At 69.8% G+C, this 15,399-nt stretch carries 17 protein-coding genes and 1 tRNA gene; 8 read left to right on the forward strand and 10 right to left on the reverse strand.

Going from position 1 to position 15,399, the window contains the following annotated elements:
• Window positions 1-82: 82 nt before the first annotated feature.
• A complete protein-coding gene (locus ncot_RS01090; protein WP_168615939.1) occupies window positions 83-541 on the forward strand; it encodes an Rrf2 family transcriptional regulator in 459 nt (152 codons plus the stop codon).
• A gap of 95 nt (window positions 542-636) precedes the next feature.
• On the opposite strand, the gene ncot_RS01095 is transcribed toward ncot_RS01090, so the two are convergent.
• Entirely contained in the window at window positions 637-1,239 is a 603-nt protein-coding gene (locus ncot_RS01095) for a hypothetical protein (protein ID WP_168615940.1), read from the reverse strand.
• Between the two features lie 123 nt (window positions 1,240-1,362).
• On the opposite strand from ncot_RS01095, the gene ncot_RS01100 reads away from it, so the two are divergent.
• Window positions 1,363-1,824: a nuclear transport factor 2 family protein gene (locus ncot_RS01100; RefSeq protein WP_168615941.1), complete on the forward strand. Its 462-nt coding sequence runs from the start codon at window positions 1,363-1,365 to the stop codon at window positions 1,822-1,824.
• Here ncot_RS01100 and ncot_RS01105 read toward each other — a convergent pair whose 3' ends face one another.
• The 5 genes from ncot_RS01105 to ncot_RS01125 all read right to left on the reverse strand — a co-directional run bounded on the left by ncot_RS01105 (window position 1,825) and on the right by ncot_RS01125 (window position 5,943).
• Window positions 1,825-2,475: a DUF2461 domain-containing protein gene (locus ncot_RS01105; protein WP_168615942.1), complete on the reverse strand. Its 651-nt coding sequence runs from the start codon at window positions 2,473-2,475 to the stop codon at window positions 1,825-1,827.
• Complete coding sequence (locus ncot_RS01110; protein ID WP_168615943.1) at window positions 2,472-3,596, reverse strand: hypothetical protein; 1,125 nt, start codon at window positions 3,594-3,596, stop codon at window positions 2,472-2,474. Before ncot_RS01110 ends, ncot_RS01105 begins: the two co-directional genes overlap by 4 nt.
• Window positions 3,596-4,828, reverse strand: a complete 1,233-nt coding sequence (locus ncot_RS01115) for a hypothetical protein (RefSeq protein WP_168615944.1) — start codon at window positions 4,826-4,828, stop codon at window positions 3,596-3,598. Before ncot_RS01115 ends, ncot_RS01110 begins: the two co-directional genes overlap by 1 nt.
• 234 nt (window positions 4,829-5,062) lie before the next feature.
• Window positions 5,063-5,138 (reverse strand) — tRNA-Gly (locus tag ncot_RS01120).
• A gap of 40 nt (window positions 5,139-5,178) precedes the next feature.
• A complete protein-coding gene (locus ncot_RS01125; protein WP_168615945.1) occupies window positions 5,179-5,943 on the reverse strand; it encodes an SGNH/GDSL hydrolase family protein in 765 nt (254 codons plus the stop codon).
• A 90-nt stretch (window positions 5,944-6,033) separates the two neighbouring features.
• Here ncot_RS01125 and dcd point away from each other — a divergent pair, with 90 nt between their 5' ends.
• From dcd to ncot_RS01155, 6 genes are all read left to right on the forward strand, one after another.
• Complete coding sequence (gene dcd, locus ncot_RS01130; protein WP_168615946.1) at window positions 6,034-6,612, forward strand: dCTP deaminase; 579 nt, start codon at window positions 6,034-6,036, stop codon at window positions 6,610-6,612.
• Window positions 6,613-6,731: 119 nt separating this feature from the next.
• Window positions 6,732-7,775 carry an iron-siderophore ABC transporter substrate-binding protein gene (locus ncot_RS01135; protein WP_168615947.1) on the forward strand — a complete coding sequence of 348 codons (1,044 nt, stop codon included), beginning with the start codon at window positions 6,732-6,734 and terminating at the stop codon, window positions 7,773-7,775.
• A gap of 44 nt (window positions 7,776-7,819) precedes the next feature.
• Window positions 7,820-8,791 (forward strand): iron chelate uptake ABC transporter family permease subunit, encoded by a 972-nt coding sequence (locus ncot_RS01140; protein ID WP_168615948.1) that lies wholly within the window; start codon window positions 7,820-7,822, stop codon window positions 8,789-8,791.
• Entirely contained in the window at window positions 8,791-9,846 is a 1,056-nt protein-coding gene (locus tag ncot_RS01145; protein WP_168615949.1) for an iron chelate uptake ABC transporter family permease subunit, read from the forward strand. The genes ncot_RS01140 and ncot_RS01145 overlap by 1 nt, the downstream gene beginning before the upstream one ends.
• 23 nt (window positions 9,847-9,869) lie before the next feature.
• Window positions 9,870-10,703 (forward strand): ABC transporter ATP-binding protein, encoded by an 834-nt coding sequence (locus ncot_RS01150; RefSeq protein WP_168619102.1) that lies wholly within the window; start codon window positions 9,870-9,872, stop codon window positions 10,701-10,703.
• Entirely contained in the window at window positions 10,700-11,647 is a 948-nt protein-coding gene (locus ncot_RS01155) for a siderophore-interacting protein (protein ID WP_168615950.1), read from the forward strand. The genes ncot_RS01150 and ncot_RS01155 overlap by 4 nt, the downstream gene beginning before the upstream one ends.
• Before the next feature lie 10 nt (window positions 11,648-11,657).
• Here the strand turns inward: ncot_RS01155 and ncot_RS01160 are convergent, their stop codons facing one another.
• The 4 genes from ncot_RS01160 to ncot_RS01175 form a co-directional block, all read right to left on the reverse strand.
• On the reverse strand, window positions 11,658-11,831 hold the full coding sequence (locus ncot_RS01160; RefSeq protein WP_168615951.1) for a hypothetical protein: 174 nt from the start codon (window positions 11,829-11,831) through the stop codon (window positions 11,658-11,660).
• A gap of 26 nt (window positions 11,832-11,857) precedes the next feature.
• A complete protein-coding gene (locus ncot_RS01165) occupies window positions 11,858-12,682 on the reverse strand; it encodes a DUF4097 family beta strand repeat-containing protein (RefSeq protein ID WP_168615952.1) in 825 nt (274 codons plus the stop codon).
• 82 nt (window positions 12,683-12,764) lie between these two features.
• Window positions 12,765-13,310 carry a toxin-antitoxin system HicB family antitoxin gene (locus ncot_RS01170; protein WP_168615953.1) on the reverse strand — a complete coding sequence of 182 codons (546 nt, stop codon included), beginning with the start codon at window positions 13,308-13,310 and terminating at the stop codon, window positions 12,765-12,767.
• Window positions 13,311-13,380: 70 nt separating this feature from the next.
• Window positions 13,381-15,303, reverse strand: coding sequence for a CocE/NonD family hydrolase (locus tag ncot_RS01175; protein ID WP_168615954.1), 1,923 nt, complete (start codon window positions 15,301-15,303; stop codon window positions 13,381-13,383).
• Between the last annotated feature and the right edge of the window lie 96 nt (window positions 15,304-15,399).

Consider the following 15,399-nt stretch of genomic DNA (forward strand, 5'->3'; position numbering starts at 1 on the left):
TCGCCGTGCACGCAAGGCGAGACGCGTCACTCAGCCGGGGATCGTGGACTGGATCACACGACAATCTGAGAGACTGGGCGCCATGCGCGTCTCCGCCAAGTCCGACTACGCCCTGCGTGCCCTGATCGAGATGGCGCATGCTGCCGGGGCCTCGCCGATCAGCGCGGAGGAGCTGGGTCGGCGCCAGGACATCCCCCACGGCTTCCTCCAGGCGATCCTGGCCGACCTCCGACGCTCGGGCATCGTGGTGTCCCAGCGCGGGCAGTCGGGCGGATGGCGGCTGACCGGCGAGGCGAGCACGGTCAGCGTGGCCGACGTCATCCGCGCGGTCGACGGCCCCTTGGTCTCCGTCTACGGCCTGCGGCCCGAGGCGGTCACCTACAACGAGAAGGCCGATGTGCTGCAGCACGTCTGGATCGCCGCGCGTCGTTCGCTGCGTGACGTGTTCGAGGAGGTCTCGATCGCCCAGCTCGCCGCCGGCACGCTGCCGGAGGCGGTCACCTCACGCACGGCCGACGAGGACGCCTGGCAACCCCACTGACCCCGAACGGGCAACTCTTGCGTCGCGAACGGGCAATTGTTGTCGGCCGAGCGGGCAGTTCTTGTCGCGCCCGCGCCATCCTGAGGTGCTTCGACTCAGGACGCCTCGCGCAGCACCATCCGACTGCCGGCTCGCGTGGGGCGGCGCCGCGTGAACTTCGTGACGTGGCCGCCCGGGTCTGCCTTCCGGATGCACAGTGCCAGACCGGCCAGCTCCTCGGCCAGGTCGACGAATGCCGCATCGTGGCTCAGGGGTGCAATGTGCACACGACCCGCCCTCAGGTGCGCCGACCAGCGAGCCCTGAGGGCTTCGGGGTCCTCGCCCTCGGTCGGCGTGATCACCACGTGCACGTCGAGTCCCGCAAGTCCGTCGATGACCAGCGCGGCCTGTTCGTCGTTCGCGGTAGCAAAGCCCGGCTGGCTCAGCACGAGGTCGGACCTGCACCTGAGAAGTGACCGACAGGTTCCCGCCCAAGCGCCGTCGACCTCACGACGCCTGAGGCCGACCGACTTGTGGGTGCGGAGCATCTCGTGGGCCGCCCGGTCGAGGTCGGGCTGCTCGACGTCGGCCACCAGGAGCTCGACACCGTCGAGCAGTGACTGCTCGGCGGCGAGCCCCGTGTGGACGCCGAAGGGTGGTCCGGTGGGCTCGGGCGACTTGGGTCCGATGTGCAGCAGGATCTTCTTCTTGCGTCCCATGCGTTGAGCGTGGCGTCCCGATCCGACGGGCCGGTTAACTGTCGGCGAACGTCGCCCGGATCCTGGCAGGACAGATTGCCAAGGAACTAGAACGAGTTTCAGTTTCGCCGTAGGGTGACCACCATGATCGAGTCTGAGTTCATCACCTGGGAAGCACCCGATGGCGACAACCCTGCGCGCCGGGCATCGCAGCGTTCCTACGACGCCGTCTCCCGCAAGGCGAAGGATGAGTGGCTCGCGCTCTTCGCCGACGATGCCGTCGTCGCCGATCCCGTCGGCCCCTCGTTCTTCGACGAGAGTGGCGAGGGGCACCAGGGCAAGGAAGCGATCGCGGCCTTCTGGGACATGGCGATCGGTCCGGTCGAGCGCTTCCAGTTCACCATCCGCGACTCGTTCGCCAACGGGAACGCCTGCGCCAACATCGGCACGTTCTCCACCCGGATGGCCGACGGCACCCTGGCCGACACCGACCTGATCGCCGTCTATCGCCTCGACGACGACGGGCTCATCGTGTCGATGAACGCACACTGGGAGATCGATCGCACGATGGCCACGATGCGCAAGGACGACACGACCGGCGCGTAGTCACTCCAAGGTGTCGGTGCGTGCGGCGATCCACTCCACGATCGGGCGGAGCTCACGCCAGTCCTCGCGCACCACGTCGGCGAGCTCCGGTGTGTGGATCACCGGTTCGAAGCCGTGGTGGCGTCCGAGCACCAGCGATCGATGCCGCAGCAGGTCGATCCGTGGATGGTCGACCTCGTAGCCCCGCGGCTTCGTCCTCAACCTGTCGCCGCCCACGTCCCAGCCGCGTCTCACCAACTCGGCAAGGAGGTCCTCCAGCTCGGCGCCGGTGCGCTGGTCGTCGATCGCTGCGCGCACAGCGGCCAGTCGGTGGGCGCTGGCCTCGTAGAAGCCACCGCCGGTTCGCACGCCCCGTGCCGAGACCTCGACGTACCACCCGGTGGCGGGGGCGCGGCCGACGAAGGCTCCCTGGTGCGTCTTGTACGGCGTCTTGTCCTTCGCGAAACGGACGTCGCGATAGGGACGGAACACCTTCGCCGTGCCGAACTCGGACTCCAAGGCAGCCGTCAGGGCGACCATCGGCGCCTTCACCGACTCGGCATGGACGTGCCGGTGTGCCTCCCAGAACGACTTGGTGTTGTCGACCTCGAGGTCGTCGTAGAAGTCGAGCGCTGCCTCGGGGAAGCCGGTGAAGGATGCTGGCGCGGTCACCCCGGCACGGTAGCCGACACCACCTCGTCGCCGCCCTCGCCGTAGGCACTGACGGTCAGCACGTTGCCGGTGCAGGACGGCTGGCCCAGGAACGCCTCGCCGTTGCCGGGCGATTCGTAGACGATCTCGAGGGTGGCGTCGGGCGTCCAGCGGAGCAGTCGCGCCTTGCCGCCCTTGTCGGCGTCGCGGCTGAAGTAGGCCGAGTCGCCGCACCAGGTCAGGGAGTTCGTGGCACCTTCGCCCAGGTCGTACGTCGTGCCGCCACTGCTGGCGTGGAAGTCACCGACCTCGACCTGGTTCTGCTTCCGGACCACCGACCACACATGACCGTCGGCCGTGGCGACCGCTTCCCAGCCCTTGCACTCGTCCACGCCCTCGATGGGGGTGACCTCCGCGCCGTCCACGTCGACCAAGGTGCGGCAGGAGACCGGGCGCTTGTCGTCGAAAGCCATCATCGACAGGCCATGGGGGGAGAGCGTCAGGTTCGAGAAGCCGTGTCGCTCGGGCGCGCAGTAGCCCTTCTCGCCGGTGCTCGACGCCAAGTCGTAGGTGGCCAGGCAGTAGTCGCTGCCCGGACGGTAGCTCGCGTAGGCGACGGTGTCGTCGTACGCCGCCCAGGGCCCACCCGGGCCCGGGGGCGGACTCGTGAGGCGCGACTGCTCGCCGGAGGCCAGGTCGACCAGGGTGACCTGCTGGGGCTTCTGCTCGGCCGCGTCCTGGGCCACCACGACGGCGGTGGTCGAGGTGAGGAAGGAGTCCACGATCCGGCGATCCTGGCCGGCCGGGATCTCGGTGGACTCGGTGCCCCCGAGCGTGGCCGTGGTGCCGTTGGTGTCGATGGTCAGCGACCAGTCGGCGCCGGTGTGCACGACGCCCTGGGCGGCGCCCCGACCGATCGCGGACCAGTCCAGAAGGTTCGTCGTCGGCTCGACCATGCCACTGTCCGGGCTGCTCGGCGACGACGATCCCGAGGGTGCCGGAGTCCCGCTCGAGCCGCTGGCGGGGCTGGGGTCGGCAGCGGGCTCGGTGTCGTCCGAGCCGCAACCGGCCAGGGTCGCGGCCAGCACGACGGCGACGGCCAGGTGGCCGGCGCGGTGGCCGGCCCGGTTGCCTGCGCGCATCAGACGCCGATGTTGTGCATCGAGTGGGCCTGGTTGGCGCGGTAGCTCTTGTAGGCGCCGCGCGTCTGGGTGCGCGAGATGAACGGCTCCGACGGGTCGAAGCGCTGCTGGTTCCACGGCTCGAAGTACTTCAGCTTGTTGGCCTTCGACCCGTTCTTGTCGTAGCCCCGCCCGACCTGGAAGTGGCCGCTCGCGTCGTCATCGAGGTAGGGATAGAACTGCCTGAGCAGGATCGGGTGCAGGATCACCGGTGCGTGGTAGTCGGTGATGTGGCGCATCTGCAGCTTCCACCACTGGCGGTAGGACCAGCTGCCGATGTCGAGCACGATGTACTTTCCGGCGAAGCGTTCCTTGTCCCAGCCGGTGTAGGCGTTGGTGACGCGGACCATCTCGCTGATCGCCGTGCCGCTCGTCGTGGTGCCGAGGCGGGCCGCCCAGTACCTCTGGGACTTGCGGGTGCCGCTGGCATTCCAGGCGATCGTCTGCATCGCGGAGACGCCACACCAGTAGGTGCGGTTCTGTTCCTTGATCCTGTTGCGGTTGAGGATCACGTCCTGCTGCGGGTAGTCCTTGGTGGACTTGGTGGTCGCCGTCGTCGTGTCGCTGGTGGTGGATCGGGCGGCGACCGGGGTGCTGTCCACGGTGATCTCCGGGTGGCGCTCGAGGAAGCCGTCGGGAAGGGGCTCCCCCTGCACCTGGTGGCGCAGCAGCCAGACCTTGCCCACGGACTCGGCGGCCTCGGTGAGCTCGGCGCGTTCGGCGGCGGCGCGCTTGCGGGGGCTCAGCGCGGCCCGCTGGCGCATGGCGTCCGCCACGGTCAGGTCACCGGTCGTCTCGGTCGAGCGGGACCGGGCGGCGAGGGCGGTCAGGTCGCCGGCCGCCTCGCGGCGTACGGACGCCTGCGACGCGGTGGTCCACCCGGTGTTCAGGCAGTAGCGCTGGCCCTCGAAGTCGGCGCAACGGACCTGGCTGTCGGCCAACGACGTGGGGCCGGCGCGCATGGCCGACCGAGCGGAGGCGGTCTGGCCCGCCTTCACCACGCGGTCGATCTCGGTCTGCATGGCTGGGGTGACCACGCTGGGGCCCGCCGTGGCGTTCGCCGGGAGCGCGGGGGTGCGGAGCGCATCTGGCGACGCGGCGGTGCCGGCTGTCGCCGATCCGCCGACCACCACGAGGGGTGCGAACAAGGTCAGGGCGAATGTGCCGATCGCGGCGCTTCGACGGCGGTGCATGGGGAAGACCTCGATGAAATCGGGAGTGGGCCGCGCCCCACTATTCACAGAGATCACGTGAATCGTCAATAGTCCCACAAGTCACATCAGACACAGACCGCGACACGCCGCCTGAACCACAAAGATGTCATTCATCGAGGGTGGTCACCGAGCCGGAAATCGTCCGGCCGGACGACACGAGAACTCGCGGCTCGGGGGACAAGAGCCCGCGGTTCGCGCAGGGAGGGGAGGAAGTGGAGCGGACGACGAGACTCGAACTCGCGACATCGACCTTGGGAAGGTCGCGCTCTACCAACTGAGCTACGTCCGCACGCCCGGCGGCCACTGGAGCTTGGCCGGACGAGGAGATGCTACTCGACCGGGGCGAGGAGTGGGCGGCGAGGGCTGAGCGAGTCGCCGGACGAGCGTCCGGTCAGGCGGCGGTGCACCCAGGGCAAGGCCTCCTCGCGGGTCCAGCGCAGGTTCTGGCCGACGGCGACGCGCCGCGCCACGGGAGGCGCAGCAGGCCGTGCCGGGGGCATGTCGAGCGGGTGCTCCACGTCGAGGGCGTCGAGCACGGCGATCGCCATTCGCTGGTGGCCGGCGGAGTTCATGTGCAGTCGGTCGTCTGCCCACAGGTCCCACCCGTGGTACTCCGGCATCCGCCAGAAGTCGATCAGCGTCGCCCCCCGTTCGTCGGCGACCTCGCGGACGAGCTCGTTGTAGATCGCGAACCGGCCGCGCAGCGGCGCGTACATGCGCGACGCGGAGGGGTCGTGCGCCGTCCACAGGACCAGGTGGGCGCCGGTGGCGGCGAGCCTGCCCAGCGCTTCGTCGTACCGTGCGACGAGCGCGTCGAGGTCGACCTTCGGTCGCAGCATGTCGTTGCCGCCGGCATAGATGGTGACCAGGTCCGGGCGCATGGCCACGGCGGGCTCGACCTGCTCGGCGAGCACGCCGTCGAGCTTGCGCCCGCGGATGGCGAGGTTGGCATAGAGGAACTCCGGGTCGCGGGTGGCCATCGCCTCGGCGAACCGGTCGGCCCACCCCCGCACGCCGTTGGGTCGGGCGAGGTCGACGTCGCCGACGCCCTCGGTGAAGCTGTCGCCCAGGGCGACGTAACGCTGGAAGGTCATGAGGGCATTGTGCTCGCCGGGTCCCCGGGGGTCGGCCGGCGGGTCCGAGCGGCTCTCCCGCCGCGGCGTGACTGACGGTAGGTTGTCGGCGTGCTTCTCTCAGACCGCGACATCCTGGCCGAGATCGACGCGAAGCGAATCGCCGTCGAGCCCTACGACCCGGCCATGGTGCAGCCCTCCAGCATCGACTTCCGCCTCGACCGGTTCTTCCGGGTGTTCGAGAACCATCGCTACCCGCACATCGATCCTGCGGCCGACCAGTCCGACCTGACCCGCGAGATCGAGGCGGAGGGCGAGGACCCCTTCATCCTGCACCCGGGTGAGTTCGTGCTCGGGTCGACCTACGAGGTCGTGACCCTCCCGGACGACATCGCCGCGCGCGTGGAGGGGAAGTCGTCGCTCGGACGCCTGGGGCTGCTCACCCACGCAACGGCGGGCTTCGTCGACCCCGGCTTCAGTGGCCACGTCACCCTCGAGCTGGCGAACGTCGCGACCCTGCCGATCAAGCTCTACCCGGGGATGAAGATCGGGCAGCTCTGCTTCTTCCGGCTCACCTCGCCGGCGCTGCACCCCTACGGCTCGGAGAAGTACGGCTCGCGCTACCAAGGACAGCGCGGCCCGACTCCCTCACGTTCCTTCCAGAACTTCCACCGAACGCCGATCGGCTGAGGCGCACGCCCGTGTGACGGGAGTCACCCCCGACCAAGGGCACCAGCCCCTTGCCAGATTCGCGGGGTGCAAGGTTAGGCTGACCTAAATAAGTCTGCCCTAACTTGAGAGGACGCCGCATGTCGCGCCCCCGTACCCTCTTCGTCGCCCTGATGGCGGCGGCGGCCCTGTCCCTGACCGCGTGCTCCACCGGATCCGCCGACGGTGACGAGGCCCCTGACTCGAAGGCGGTCACGGAGCCTGACGCCAACGCGTTCCCGGTCACCGTGGAGCACGCCTACGGCGAGAGCACCATCGAGTCCGAGCCCCAGCGCGTGGTCACCCTCGGCTGGACCGACCAGGACACCGCGCTCTCCCTCGGTGTCGTGCCGATCGGCGCCACCGACATCAGCTGGGGCGGCAACGAGCACGGGTCGACGCCGTGGTTCGACGCCGAGCTCGAGGAGCTCGACGGTGAGCAGCCCGAGCGACTCAGCGACGCCGACGGGGTGCCGATCACCGAGGTCGCCAAGCTCAACCCCGACCTGATCCTGGCCACCAACTCCGGCATCACGCAGAAGGACTACGACAAGCTCTCCAAGATCAACGGAGGCACTCCGGTCGTCGCGTTCCCCGGTGACCCGTGGCTGACGTCGTGGCAGGACTCGCTCGACCTGGTCGGCAAGGCCCTGGGGCGTACGGCGATCGCGGCCGACGTGAAGGAGCAGACCGAGGCCGCTCTCGCACAGGCCGGCGAGGAACACCCCCAGATCGGGGGCAAGTCCTTCATCTTCGCCTCCCTCTCCACCGCCGACATGTCGAAGATCGACTACTACACCGTCGCCGACAACCGCCCGCTGATCCTGGCGGAGACCGGGATGGTCAATGCCCCGATCATCGAGGAGCTGAGTGCCCCCGGGAGGTTCTACGGAACGCTCTCGGCGGACCGCGCCAAGGAGCTGGAGTCCGACGTGTTCATCACCTACGCCGAGACCGAGGACGACCTCGCCACGTTCGAGCAGGACCCGCTGCTGGGCCAGATCCCCGGCATCGCGAGCGGTCACGTGCTGGCCTCCGCGAACCAGACCGACGCGCTCGGCCTCTCCTCGCCGACCCCGCTCTCGATCCCCTACGCCATGGAGCACTTCATGCCGCAGGTGGCGAAGGCCGTCGAAGGCCAGTGACCCTCACGGCAACAGCGCCTGACCGAGTCGCCACACTCGGCCGGATGCGCCTGGCGACCGGCGCCGCGATCCTGATCGCGGCGCTGGTCGTCGTTGCCGCCTGCTCCATGCTGATCGGCAGTGTCACGATCTCGCCGGCTGCGGTGCTCGACGCGGCCCATCCCGACCACGGCATCGCCGAGTCGCGGTGGCCGCGCACCTTCCTCGGCCTGGCCGTCGGCGCGGCCCTGGGCCTCGCGGGGGCCTGCATGCAGGGCCTCACCCGCAACCCGCTGGCCGATCCGGGCATCCTCGGTGTCAACGCCGGTGCCGCCTTCGCGATGGTGCTGGCGATCGCGTGGTTCGGCGTCAGCGATCTCAACGGACGCCTCTGGTTCGCGCTCGCCGGTGCGGCGGTGGCCGCCGTGGCCGTGCACGCGATCGCCTCGCTCGGTCGCGACGGCGCCACCCCGATGAAGCTCACCATCGCCGGAGCGGCCCTCACCGCGGCGCTGACCAGCTGGGTCTCGGCCGTGCTGCTGACCGACCGCCAGACCTTCGACGTCTTCCGCTTCTGGCAGGTCGGCACGATCGGCGGTCGCGACTTCGACGTCCTCCTGACCGGCCTGCCCTTCCTGCTCGTCGGCGCCACCCTGGCCATCTTCGGCGCCCGCCTGCTCAACCTGCTCGCGCTCGGCGACGACCTCGCTCGCGGCCTGGGTCGCCGGGTCGCCCTCGACCGAGTCCTCGTCGGCCTGGCGATCGTCCTGCTGGCCGGCACCGCGACCGCTCTCGCCGGCCCGATCGCCTTCGTCGGGCTGGTGATCCCGCACCTCGTGCGGTCCATCGTCGGGTCCGACCATCGCCGGATCATCCCGTTCAGTGCCGGGTACGGCGCCGTCCTCACCGTGGCTGCCGACGTCGTCGGCCGCATCGTGCTCCCGCCGACCGAGGTGCAGGTCGGCATCATGACCGCGGTGCTCGGCGTGCCGGTGTTCCTCTGGATGATCAGCCGGCGCGGCCTGGGGGGCATCTGATGACGCTCCTGGCTCCCGACCGCGCGGCCGGCTTCGACGACATCGGCATCGACGTCGTACGCCGGGCCCGCCGCCGCCCTGCGCGGCGTACGGCCCTGGTCCTGCTCGGCCTGCTCGTGCTGCTCGTGGCCGTCGTCGGTGCCCGCGTGCTGCTGGGTGACTACACGATCACCATCCCCGACTTCCTCCGGATCATCACCGGGACCGAGATCCCGGTCGCCTCCTACATCGTGATGGAGGTCAAGCTGCCGCGCGCACTCCTGGGCGTCCTGGTCGGCACCGCGTTCGGGGTCGGTGGCGCGATCTTCCAGACCACCTTGCGCAACCCGCTGGCGAGCCCGGACATCATCGGCGTCACGACCGGAGCGAGTGCGGCCGCCGTTCTCGCGATCGTCGCCCTGGACCAGGCCGGCACCTGGGTGAGCGTCGCAGCGGTGTCCGGTGCGATCGGGGTGGCGGTGCTGGTCAGGCTGGTGGCCGACACCCTCCTGGGCCATCGACTGGTGCTGGTCGGCATCGGCATGGCCGCCGGCCTGCTGTCGGTGATCCAGTACCTCTTCACCCGCGCCGACGTCTACGACGCCCAGCTCGCCCTGCGTTGGATGACCGGCAGCCTGAACCAGGTCGACTGGCCCACCGTGCGGTTCTTCGCGACCTGCTTCGCCGTCCTGGTTCCGCTCGTGCTGTGGGGTGCGCGGATCCTGCGCATCACCGAGCTGGGCCAGGATGCTGCCGCGGCGCTCGGGGTCAAGCCGGGCCGCGTCGACACCCTGCTCCTGCTGGCGGTCGTGCTGGTGGCCCTGGCCGTGGCTGCCGCCGGGCCGATCGCGTTCGTGTCGTTCCTGGCCGGTCCCATCTCGCGCCAGCTGAACCGCGGACGGACCACCATCGTCGGCGCCGGCCTGGTCGGCGCGATCATCGTGGTGGGCGCGGACTACGTGGCCGACTACCTGCTGGCCGACGTCAACTACCCCGTGGGCGTGGTCACCGGCGCCCTCGGCGCACCGTTCCTGTTGTGGTTGCTGGCCGTGGGCCGCGCCGGAAGGAGGGCCTGATGACTGCCCTTGAGGAGAGACTCATGGTCGATCTCGCAGACGACGGGCTGCCTGAGACTGCCCGCCTGGTGGCCGATTCGGTCAGTCTCGGCTACGGCGATCGCCCCGTCGTCACCGAGCTCTCCATGCGGGTCCCGGACCATGCGGTCACGGTGATCGTCGGAGCCAACGGGTGCGGCAAGTCCACGCTGCTGCGTGGCATGGTGCGCCTGTTGAAGCCGTCGACCGGTTCCGTGCTGCTCGACGGCCGCGCCATCCACCGGACCTCGACGAAGTCCGTCGCCAAGGTGATGGGTTTGCTGCCGCAGAACCCGATCACACCGGAGGGCATCACCGTGGTCGACCTCGTCGGCCGTGGCCGTCACCCCCACCAAGGTGCCTTCCGTCGCTGGAGCCGTGACGACGACCTGGCGGTGGCCGAGGCGTTGCACCTGACCGACACCACCCACCTGGCCGACCGGTTCGTCGACGAGCTGTCGGGGGGCCAGCGCCAGCGGGTGTGGATCGCGATGGCGCTGGCGCAGGGCACCGACCTGCTGCTGCTCGACGAGCCCACGACCTATCTCGACGTCGCGCACCAGGTCGAGATGCTCGACCTGCTCACCGACCTGAACCGCAGCCGCGGCACCACCATCGTGATGGTGCTGCACGACCTCAACCTCTCGGCCCGGTACGCCGACCACCTCGTCGCGATGCGCGACGGGAAGGTGGCGGCCGAGGGCACACCGCACGACGTGGTGTCCGAGGAGGTCGTCAGCGACGTCTTCGGCCTCGAGAGCCGCGTCATCACCGACCCCGTCTCCCACACCCCGCTGGTGGTCCCGATCGGACGCCACGACCCAAGGATGAAGCGATGAGCACTGCCACCCAGGAACTCCCCCTGATCCTGACCGAGGTCGAGGTGACCGCGGTGGAGCTGATCAGCCCCACCTTCGTGCGGATCGAGCTCGCCTCCCCGGCCCTGGCCGACTTCGGCGTCGACGGCTCCCTCTTCGACCAGCGACTCAAGGTGGTCCTTCCCAACGACGCCGGCCGGTTGGCGTCCTTCGAGGGCGCTGACGAGTCGTGGTTCGCCACGTGGATGGACATTCCCGCCGACGAACGTGGCCACATGCGGACCTACACGGTGCGCGACGTGCGTGGCGAGGGGGCCGACACCCGCCTGGTGGTGGACTTCGTGCTGCACCTGGCAGAAGGGGCGACCGGCCCGGGCTCTGCCTGGGCCGCGAAGGCCCAGGTGGGGGACCGGTTGGTCATCCTCGCGCCGCGCCGTGGAGTGCCCTTCGGCGGCATCGAGTTCGACCCGGGGACGGCGCGCAACCTGCTCCTGGTCGGCGACGAGACCGCGGTCCCGGCGATCGCCTCCATCCTCGAGGACCTGCCGTCCACCGCGATCGGCACGGCGGTGCTCGAGGTGCCGGTTGCTGCCGACGTCCAGGAGCTGGTGCACCCGGAGGGGGTCGAGGTCGTCTGGCTGCCGCGTGACGGTGCGCCCCACGGTGAGAAGCAGATCGTCGCGGTGCGCGAGCACTTCGGGTTGGCCCCGACCCTCGACCTGGTCGACGACCTGACGGTGGACCCGGACCTGTGGGAGACCCCGACCTACTCGTCCTCGGGTGAGGCGCTCGACGACGACGCCGTCGTGGTGGGCCACGACCTCGCCGGGCTCTACGCCTGGATCGCCGGGGAGTCGAAGGTGGTGACCACCTTGCGTCGCGTGCTGGTCAAGGAGCTCGAGGTCGACCGGCACCAGGTGGCGTTCATGGGCTACTGGCGGCACGGCGTGGCCATGCGTTCCTGATCGAGGCGGGTCAGTTGTCGATGACGTCGGCGATGCGGCGGACCTGGCGGGCCAGAGCCTGACGGCGTCCGGGACGTGGCACGCGGACCGTGCTGTTCGCACGCCGGTCCACGGCGGCGCGGGCGATGCGCTCCTCGATCACCTGGCGGGCGAGTTCTCCTGAGTCGAAGTTGGCGATGCTCATGATGATGCCTTTCGTGGGCGTGTGGCTCACAGCTGCTTGAGGTTGATGTCTCCGCTGACGGTGGTGGCCCGGAGCTCGATGTGGTCCTGGTCGCCGGTGGGTTGGCCGGCGCCGGCGAGGTCGGAGGCAATGCGGCCGGTGACGGTGTTGACGTCGGTCCACACCGGGATCCCGGCGGGGATGCCGACACGGATGTCGCCGGAGGCGTTCTTGGACGTGAGGTTGCCGCGCCGGAGCTCCTGCACGGTGACGTCGCCGCTGGCGGTCTGAGCGGTGACGTCACCGCTGGCGAGGCGGATGCCGAGGTCGCCGGAGCCGGACTTCACCAGCACCGCGCCCTCCGTGTGGCCGAGGCTGATGTTGCCGCTCCCGGTCGAGACACCGGCGTGGCTCGCGGCATGCACGACCTCCACGTCACCGGATCCGCTCTTCACCCGCAGGTCGCCACCGCACGCGCGCACGGTGATGTCGCCGGATCCGGTGTTGACGGCCAGGTGGCCGGTCACCTCCTCCACCCGGACGTCGCCGGAGCCGGCCTTGAGCTGCGCCAGCGCGTAGCGCCCGTGGAGGCTCTGGTCGGCCGAGCCGGTCTTGGTGACGACCTCGGAGCCGTCCGGGATGGTGACGGTCACGTCCAGTCGGGGCTCGTTGCTGCCGAAGAAGCCGGCCCGGTCGCGAGGGGCGATCACGGCGATGCTGTTGCCGCTCTGCTCGACAGCGACCTCATCGGCTCCCTTGCCGCTCAGCGTGACCGTGGTCTGCGTGGTGTCACCGGTGGTGACCGAGAGGTTGCCGCGGCCGAGCTCGACGTACAGCTCGACGGGGTGGGGGGTCTCGAAGGTGTGGTCCATGGGGCGTCTCCAGGGTGTGTTCGTCCTCCGGGCCAGCCTTGCGCTGGTCCGTGGTCGGTGTTGGATGGGGTTTGCTGAGTTCTCAGACCCAGCCGGTCATGCGGCGCTTGCCGCGGCCGGGGCCGCGACCGAACGGGTCGCCGCCGCCCATGAAGGGCAGGCTCGAGAGGTCGATGTCGACATTGATCGACTGGTCGTTGGTCGTGGCGTTGCGCACCACGTTGACCAACCAGGTGTTGAGGGAGTGCCCGGCCTGCGCGGCCTTCTCCTCGGCCTTCGCCTTGACCGACTCGGGGATCCGCAGCGTGATGCGGGCCAGGACCCCGTCATCGTCGGGCTCCTCGGGCGCGGGAGGGGGCGGAGGGGCAGGCGGGGCGGGGGCCGCCATCGGGGAGTCGACCACGAAGGCGAGCTCGCGTCCGTCGAGGCGGACGTCGACCGAGCCGCTCGGCATCTCGGCGGTGATCTCGTTGGCGGCGTGGGAGATGGCTTCCATCAGGGCCAGCCGTGCGGCCGGGTCCAGGGCCATGGCGAGCCGTTCGGCAGCCGCCAACGTGTCGGCGCCGCCGGCCTCGGCCGCGGCCGCCAGGTCCCGGTGGAGGCTGTCGACGTACGGTGTGATGTCCATGTGCACCACGATGACATCACTGTGATGTCATGTCAAGGGTCGTATGACGTCACATGACGTCGCCGTGGTGTCAGTGGGCCAGGGTGGGCAGGGTCAGCTCCGACGGGTACCGGGCGGAATTGTGGATCCTGATGACGGTCAGCGTTCCGAGGACGTCCGGGAGTGTCGGCAGCAGGTGCGGGACGTCGAAGGCCTGGACGGCGAGGCGGAGGCGGTGGCCCTTGCGGATCTGTGCGCCCGTGGGGAACACCTCGACGTCGACCGGGGCCACCTCGCCGCGCTCCAGGGGCCGCTTGGACTCCGACGTGTACGGGTGGAACGGCTGGATCAGCTTGCCATCGAGGTGGCGGGACCTGGACTCGTCGAGCTCGCGCAGCGAGATGACCTGCCAGCCACCGGTCAGTCGGGACACGGTGCCGTCGGGCGCGACGTCCTCCACGGCCACCGACAGCATCCCGTCACCGCTGGTGCTGGAGACGTGGAGGCGGGCGTTGATCGGACCCTGGATCGAGACGGGCTCGGTCACTGGCGCGGTCTCGAACACGACACCGGCCCGGTCGTTGAGCGCGTTGTTCTCCAGGCAGGGGTTGGCCAGGCCGGTGGAGCTGGGGAGACCGGCCGTCCACTGGTTCATCGAGCGGGTGCACAGGCCGGCCACCGGAATCGGCAGCACGTCTGCCGTCCCGTCGGCGACCTTGCCGGTGGTCAGGGAGCCGTTCCTGACCCCGGTCGTGGCGGACCCGGAGAGGCGATAGCTGGTCGCCTGCAGCTGCGGTCCGATCCACTCCTGGCTGGTCCGCCAGTCACCGGAGCCCTGCTCGAAGTAGGTCAGCGGCGCGATCTCGGAGTCGAGCGTCGGGTCGGCCATGCCCTTGACGTAGTGGTCGAACCAGCGCAGTTGCAGCTCGGCCAGCTCGCCGTGGCCTGCCTGGTCGACGTCCTCGCCGGAGGAGCCCTGCAGGTGGTCCCAGGGGCCGATGATCATCTTGGTCGGGACCCCACGTTGCTGCAGGTTCTCGAAGAGCAGCGGGGTGCCTCGCTGGAAGAGGTCGTACTCGCCCGCGATGAAGAACGTCGGCACCTCGACCCGGTCGACCACGTTGATCGGGCTGCGTTCCTGGTAGAACTCGCCGTCGTAGGCCGGCTCCTGGCCGAGCACGGCGTTCAGCAGGAGGGGGGTGGTGAAGGTGAGCAGACTGCCGAGGTGGGACAGCAGGGTGCCCAGACCGGCCGCCGGGTCGTCGGCAGTGATCGTCGGCGGCACGACCCCCAGGCTGGTGACGAGCCCCAGCCACAGCGGGATGAAGCCCACGTCGACCTGTCCGCCGGAGGCCACCACGTCGCGGTAGACGTCGGCGCCGGGCACCTGCGGGAAGAGTGCCTTGAGTCCCGGCGGTTGGGCCGAGCCAGCCCAGATCTGGCTGATCCCCATGTACGACGGCCCGGTCATCGCCGTGCTGCCGTCGGACCACTCCTGCTCGTGGGCCCAGGTCATCACCTCGCCGGCATCCTTGTTCTCACGGGCGGAGAACGCCTGCCACTCGCCCTCGGAGCTGCCGGTTCCGCGGGCGTCGACCGTCAGGTGCGCGTAGCCTCGCTTGACCAAGTAGGAGGCGTCGCCGCCGGCCAGTCCGCCGGCGTAGGTCTGGAGGGTCTTGTTGTAGGCGGTGATGGTGACGACCACCGGAACCTTCTCGTCGATCGCGTTGCCGGCGGAGTCGGCCGGGAGCATCAGGTCGCCACGCAAGCTGACGCCGTCGGACATCGGGATCGCCACGTCCTTGACGGTTGTCGTCTGCGGATGGTCCTCGCCGCGAGGCGTCCACGTGCCGTCGGCCGCACTCACCGGCGCCGACGTGACGATGCCGGAGTCGCTCGGCCGCACGGCGGTCACGGGTGAGCCGGCAGCCGTTGCGGGAGACAGCGCTCCCGCCACGACCAGGGCCAACCCGGCAAGGGCGGCAACGAGCGGGGTGGAGCGGCGGGTGTCCATGCAGAGCCTTCCGGAGCCGGCGAGATCCCCTCTGATCGCGCATCAAGGACAACGAATCAGTCACCAATTGGTGATGTGGGGCGACGCTGCCCACGA

The organism is Nocardioides sp. JQ2195 (assembly GCF_012272695.1).
GTDB lineage: Bacteria > Actinomycetota > Actinomycetes > Propionibacteriales > Nocardioidaceae > Nocardioides.

What these genes read in the sequence shown, in the direction of transcription:
- ncot_RS01090 (WP_168615939.1), top strand. Translation starts at nt 83, where the DNA reads ATGCGCGTCTCCGCCAAGTCCGACTACGCCCTGCGTGCCCTGATCGAG.
- ncot_RS01095 (WP_168615940.1), bottom strand. Translation starts at nt 1,239, where the DNA reads ATGGGACGCAAGAAGAAGATCCTGCTGCACATCGGACCCAAGTCGCCC.
- ncot_RS01100 (WP_168615941.1), top strand. Translation starts at nt 1,363, where the DNA reads ATGATCGAGTCTGAGTTCATCACCTGGGAAGCACCCGATGGCGACAAC.
- ncot_RS01110 (WP_168615943.1), bottom strand. Translation starts at nt 3,596, where the DNA reads ATGCGCGCAGGCAACCGGGCCGGCCACCGCGCCGGCCACCTGGCCGTC.
- ncot_RS01115 (WP_168615944.1), bottom strand. Translation starts at nt 4,828, where the DNA reads ATGCACCGCCGTCGAAGCGCCGCGATCGGCACATTCGCCCTGACCTTG.
- ncot_RS01125 (WP_168615945.1), bottom strand. Translation starts at nt 5,943, where the DNA reads ATGACCTTCCAGCGTTACGTCGCCCTGGGCGACAGCTTCACCGAGGGC.
- ncot_RS01135 (WP_168615947.1), top strand. Translation starts at nt 6,732, where the DNA reads ATGTCGCGCCCCCGTACCCTCTTCGTCGCCCTGATGGCGGCGGCGGCC.
- ncot_RS01140 (WP_168615948.1), top strand. Translation starts at nt 7,820, where the DNA reads ATGCGCCTGGCGACCGGCGCCGCGATCCTGATCGCGGCGCTGGTCGTC.
- ncot_RS01145 (WP_168615949.1), top strand. Translation starts at nt 8,791, where the DNA reads ATGACGCTCCTGGCTCCCGACCGCGCGGCCGGCTTCGACGACATCGGC.
- ncot_RS01150 (WP_168619102.1), top strand. Translation starts at nt 9,870, where the DNA reads ATGGTCGATCTCGCAGACGACGGGCTGCCTGAGACTGCCCGCCTGGTG.
- ncot_RS01155 (WP_168615950.1), top strand. Translation starts at nt 10,700, where the DNA reads ATGAGCACTGCCACCCAGGAACTCCCCCTGATCCTGACCGAGGTCGAG.
- ncot_RS01160 (WP_168615951.1), bottom strand. Translation starts at nt 11,831, where the DNA reads ATGAGCATCGCCAACTTCGACTCAGGAGAACTCGCCCGCCAGGTGATC.
- ncot_RS01165 (WP_168615952.1), bottom strand. Translation starts at nt 12,682, where the DNA reads ATGGACCACACCTTCGAGACCCCCCACCCCGTCGAGCTGTACGTCGAG.
- ncot_RS01170 (WP_168615953.1), bottom strand. Translation starts at nt 13,310, where the DNA reads ATGGACATCACACCGTACGTCGACAGCCTCCACCGGGACCTGGCGGCC.
- ncot_RS01175 (WP_168615954.1), bottom strand. Translation starts at nt 15,303, where the DNA reads ATGGACACCCGCCGCTCCACCCCGCTCGTTGCCGCCCTTGCCGGGTTG.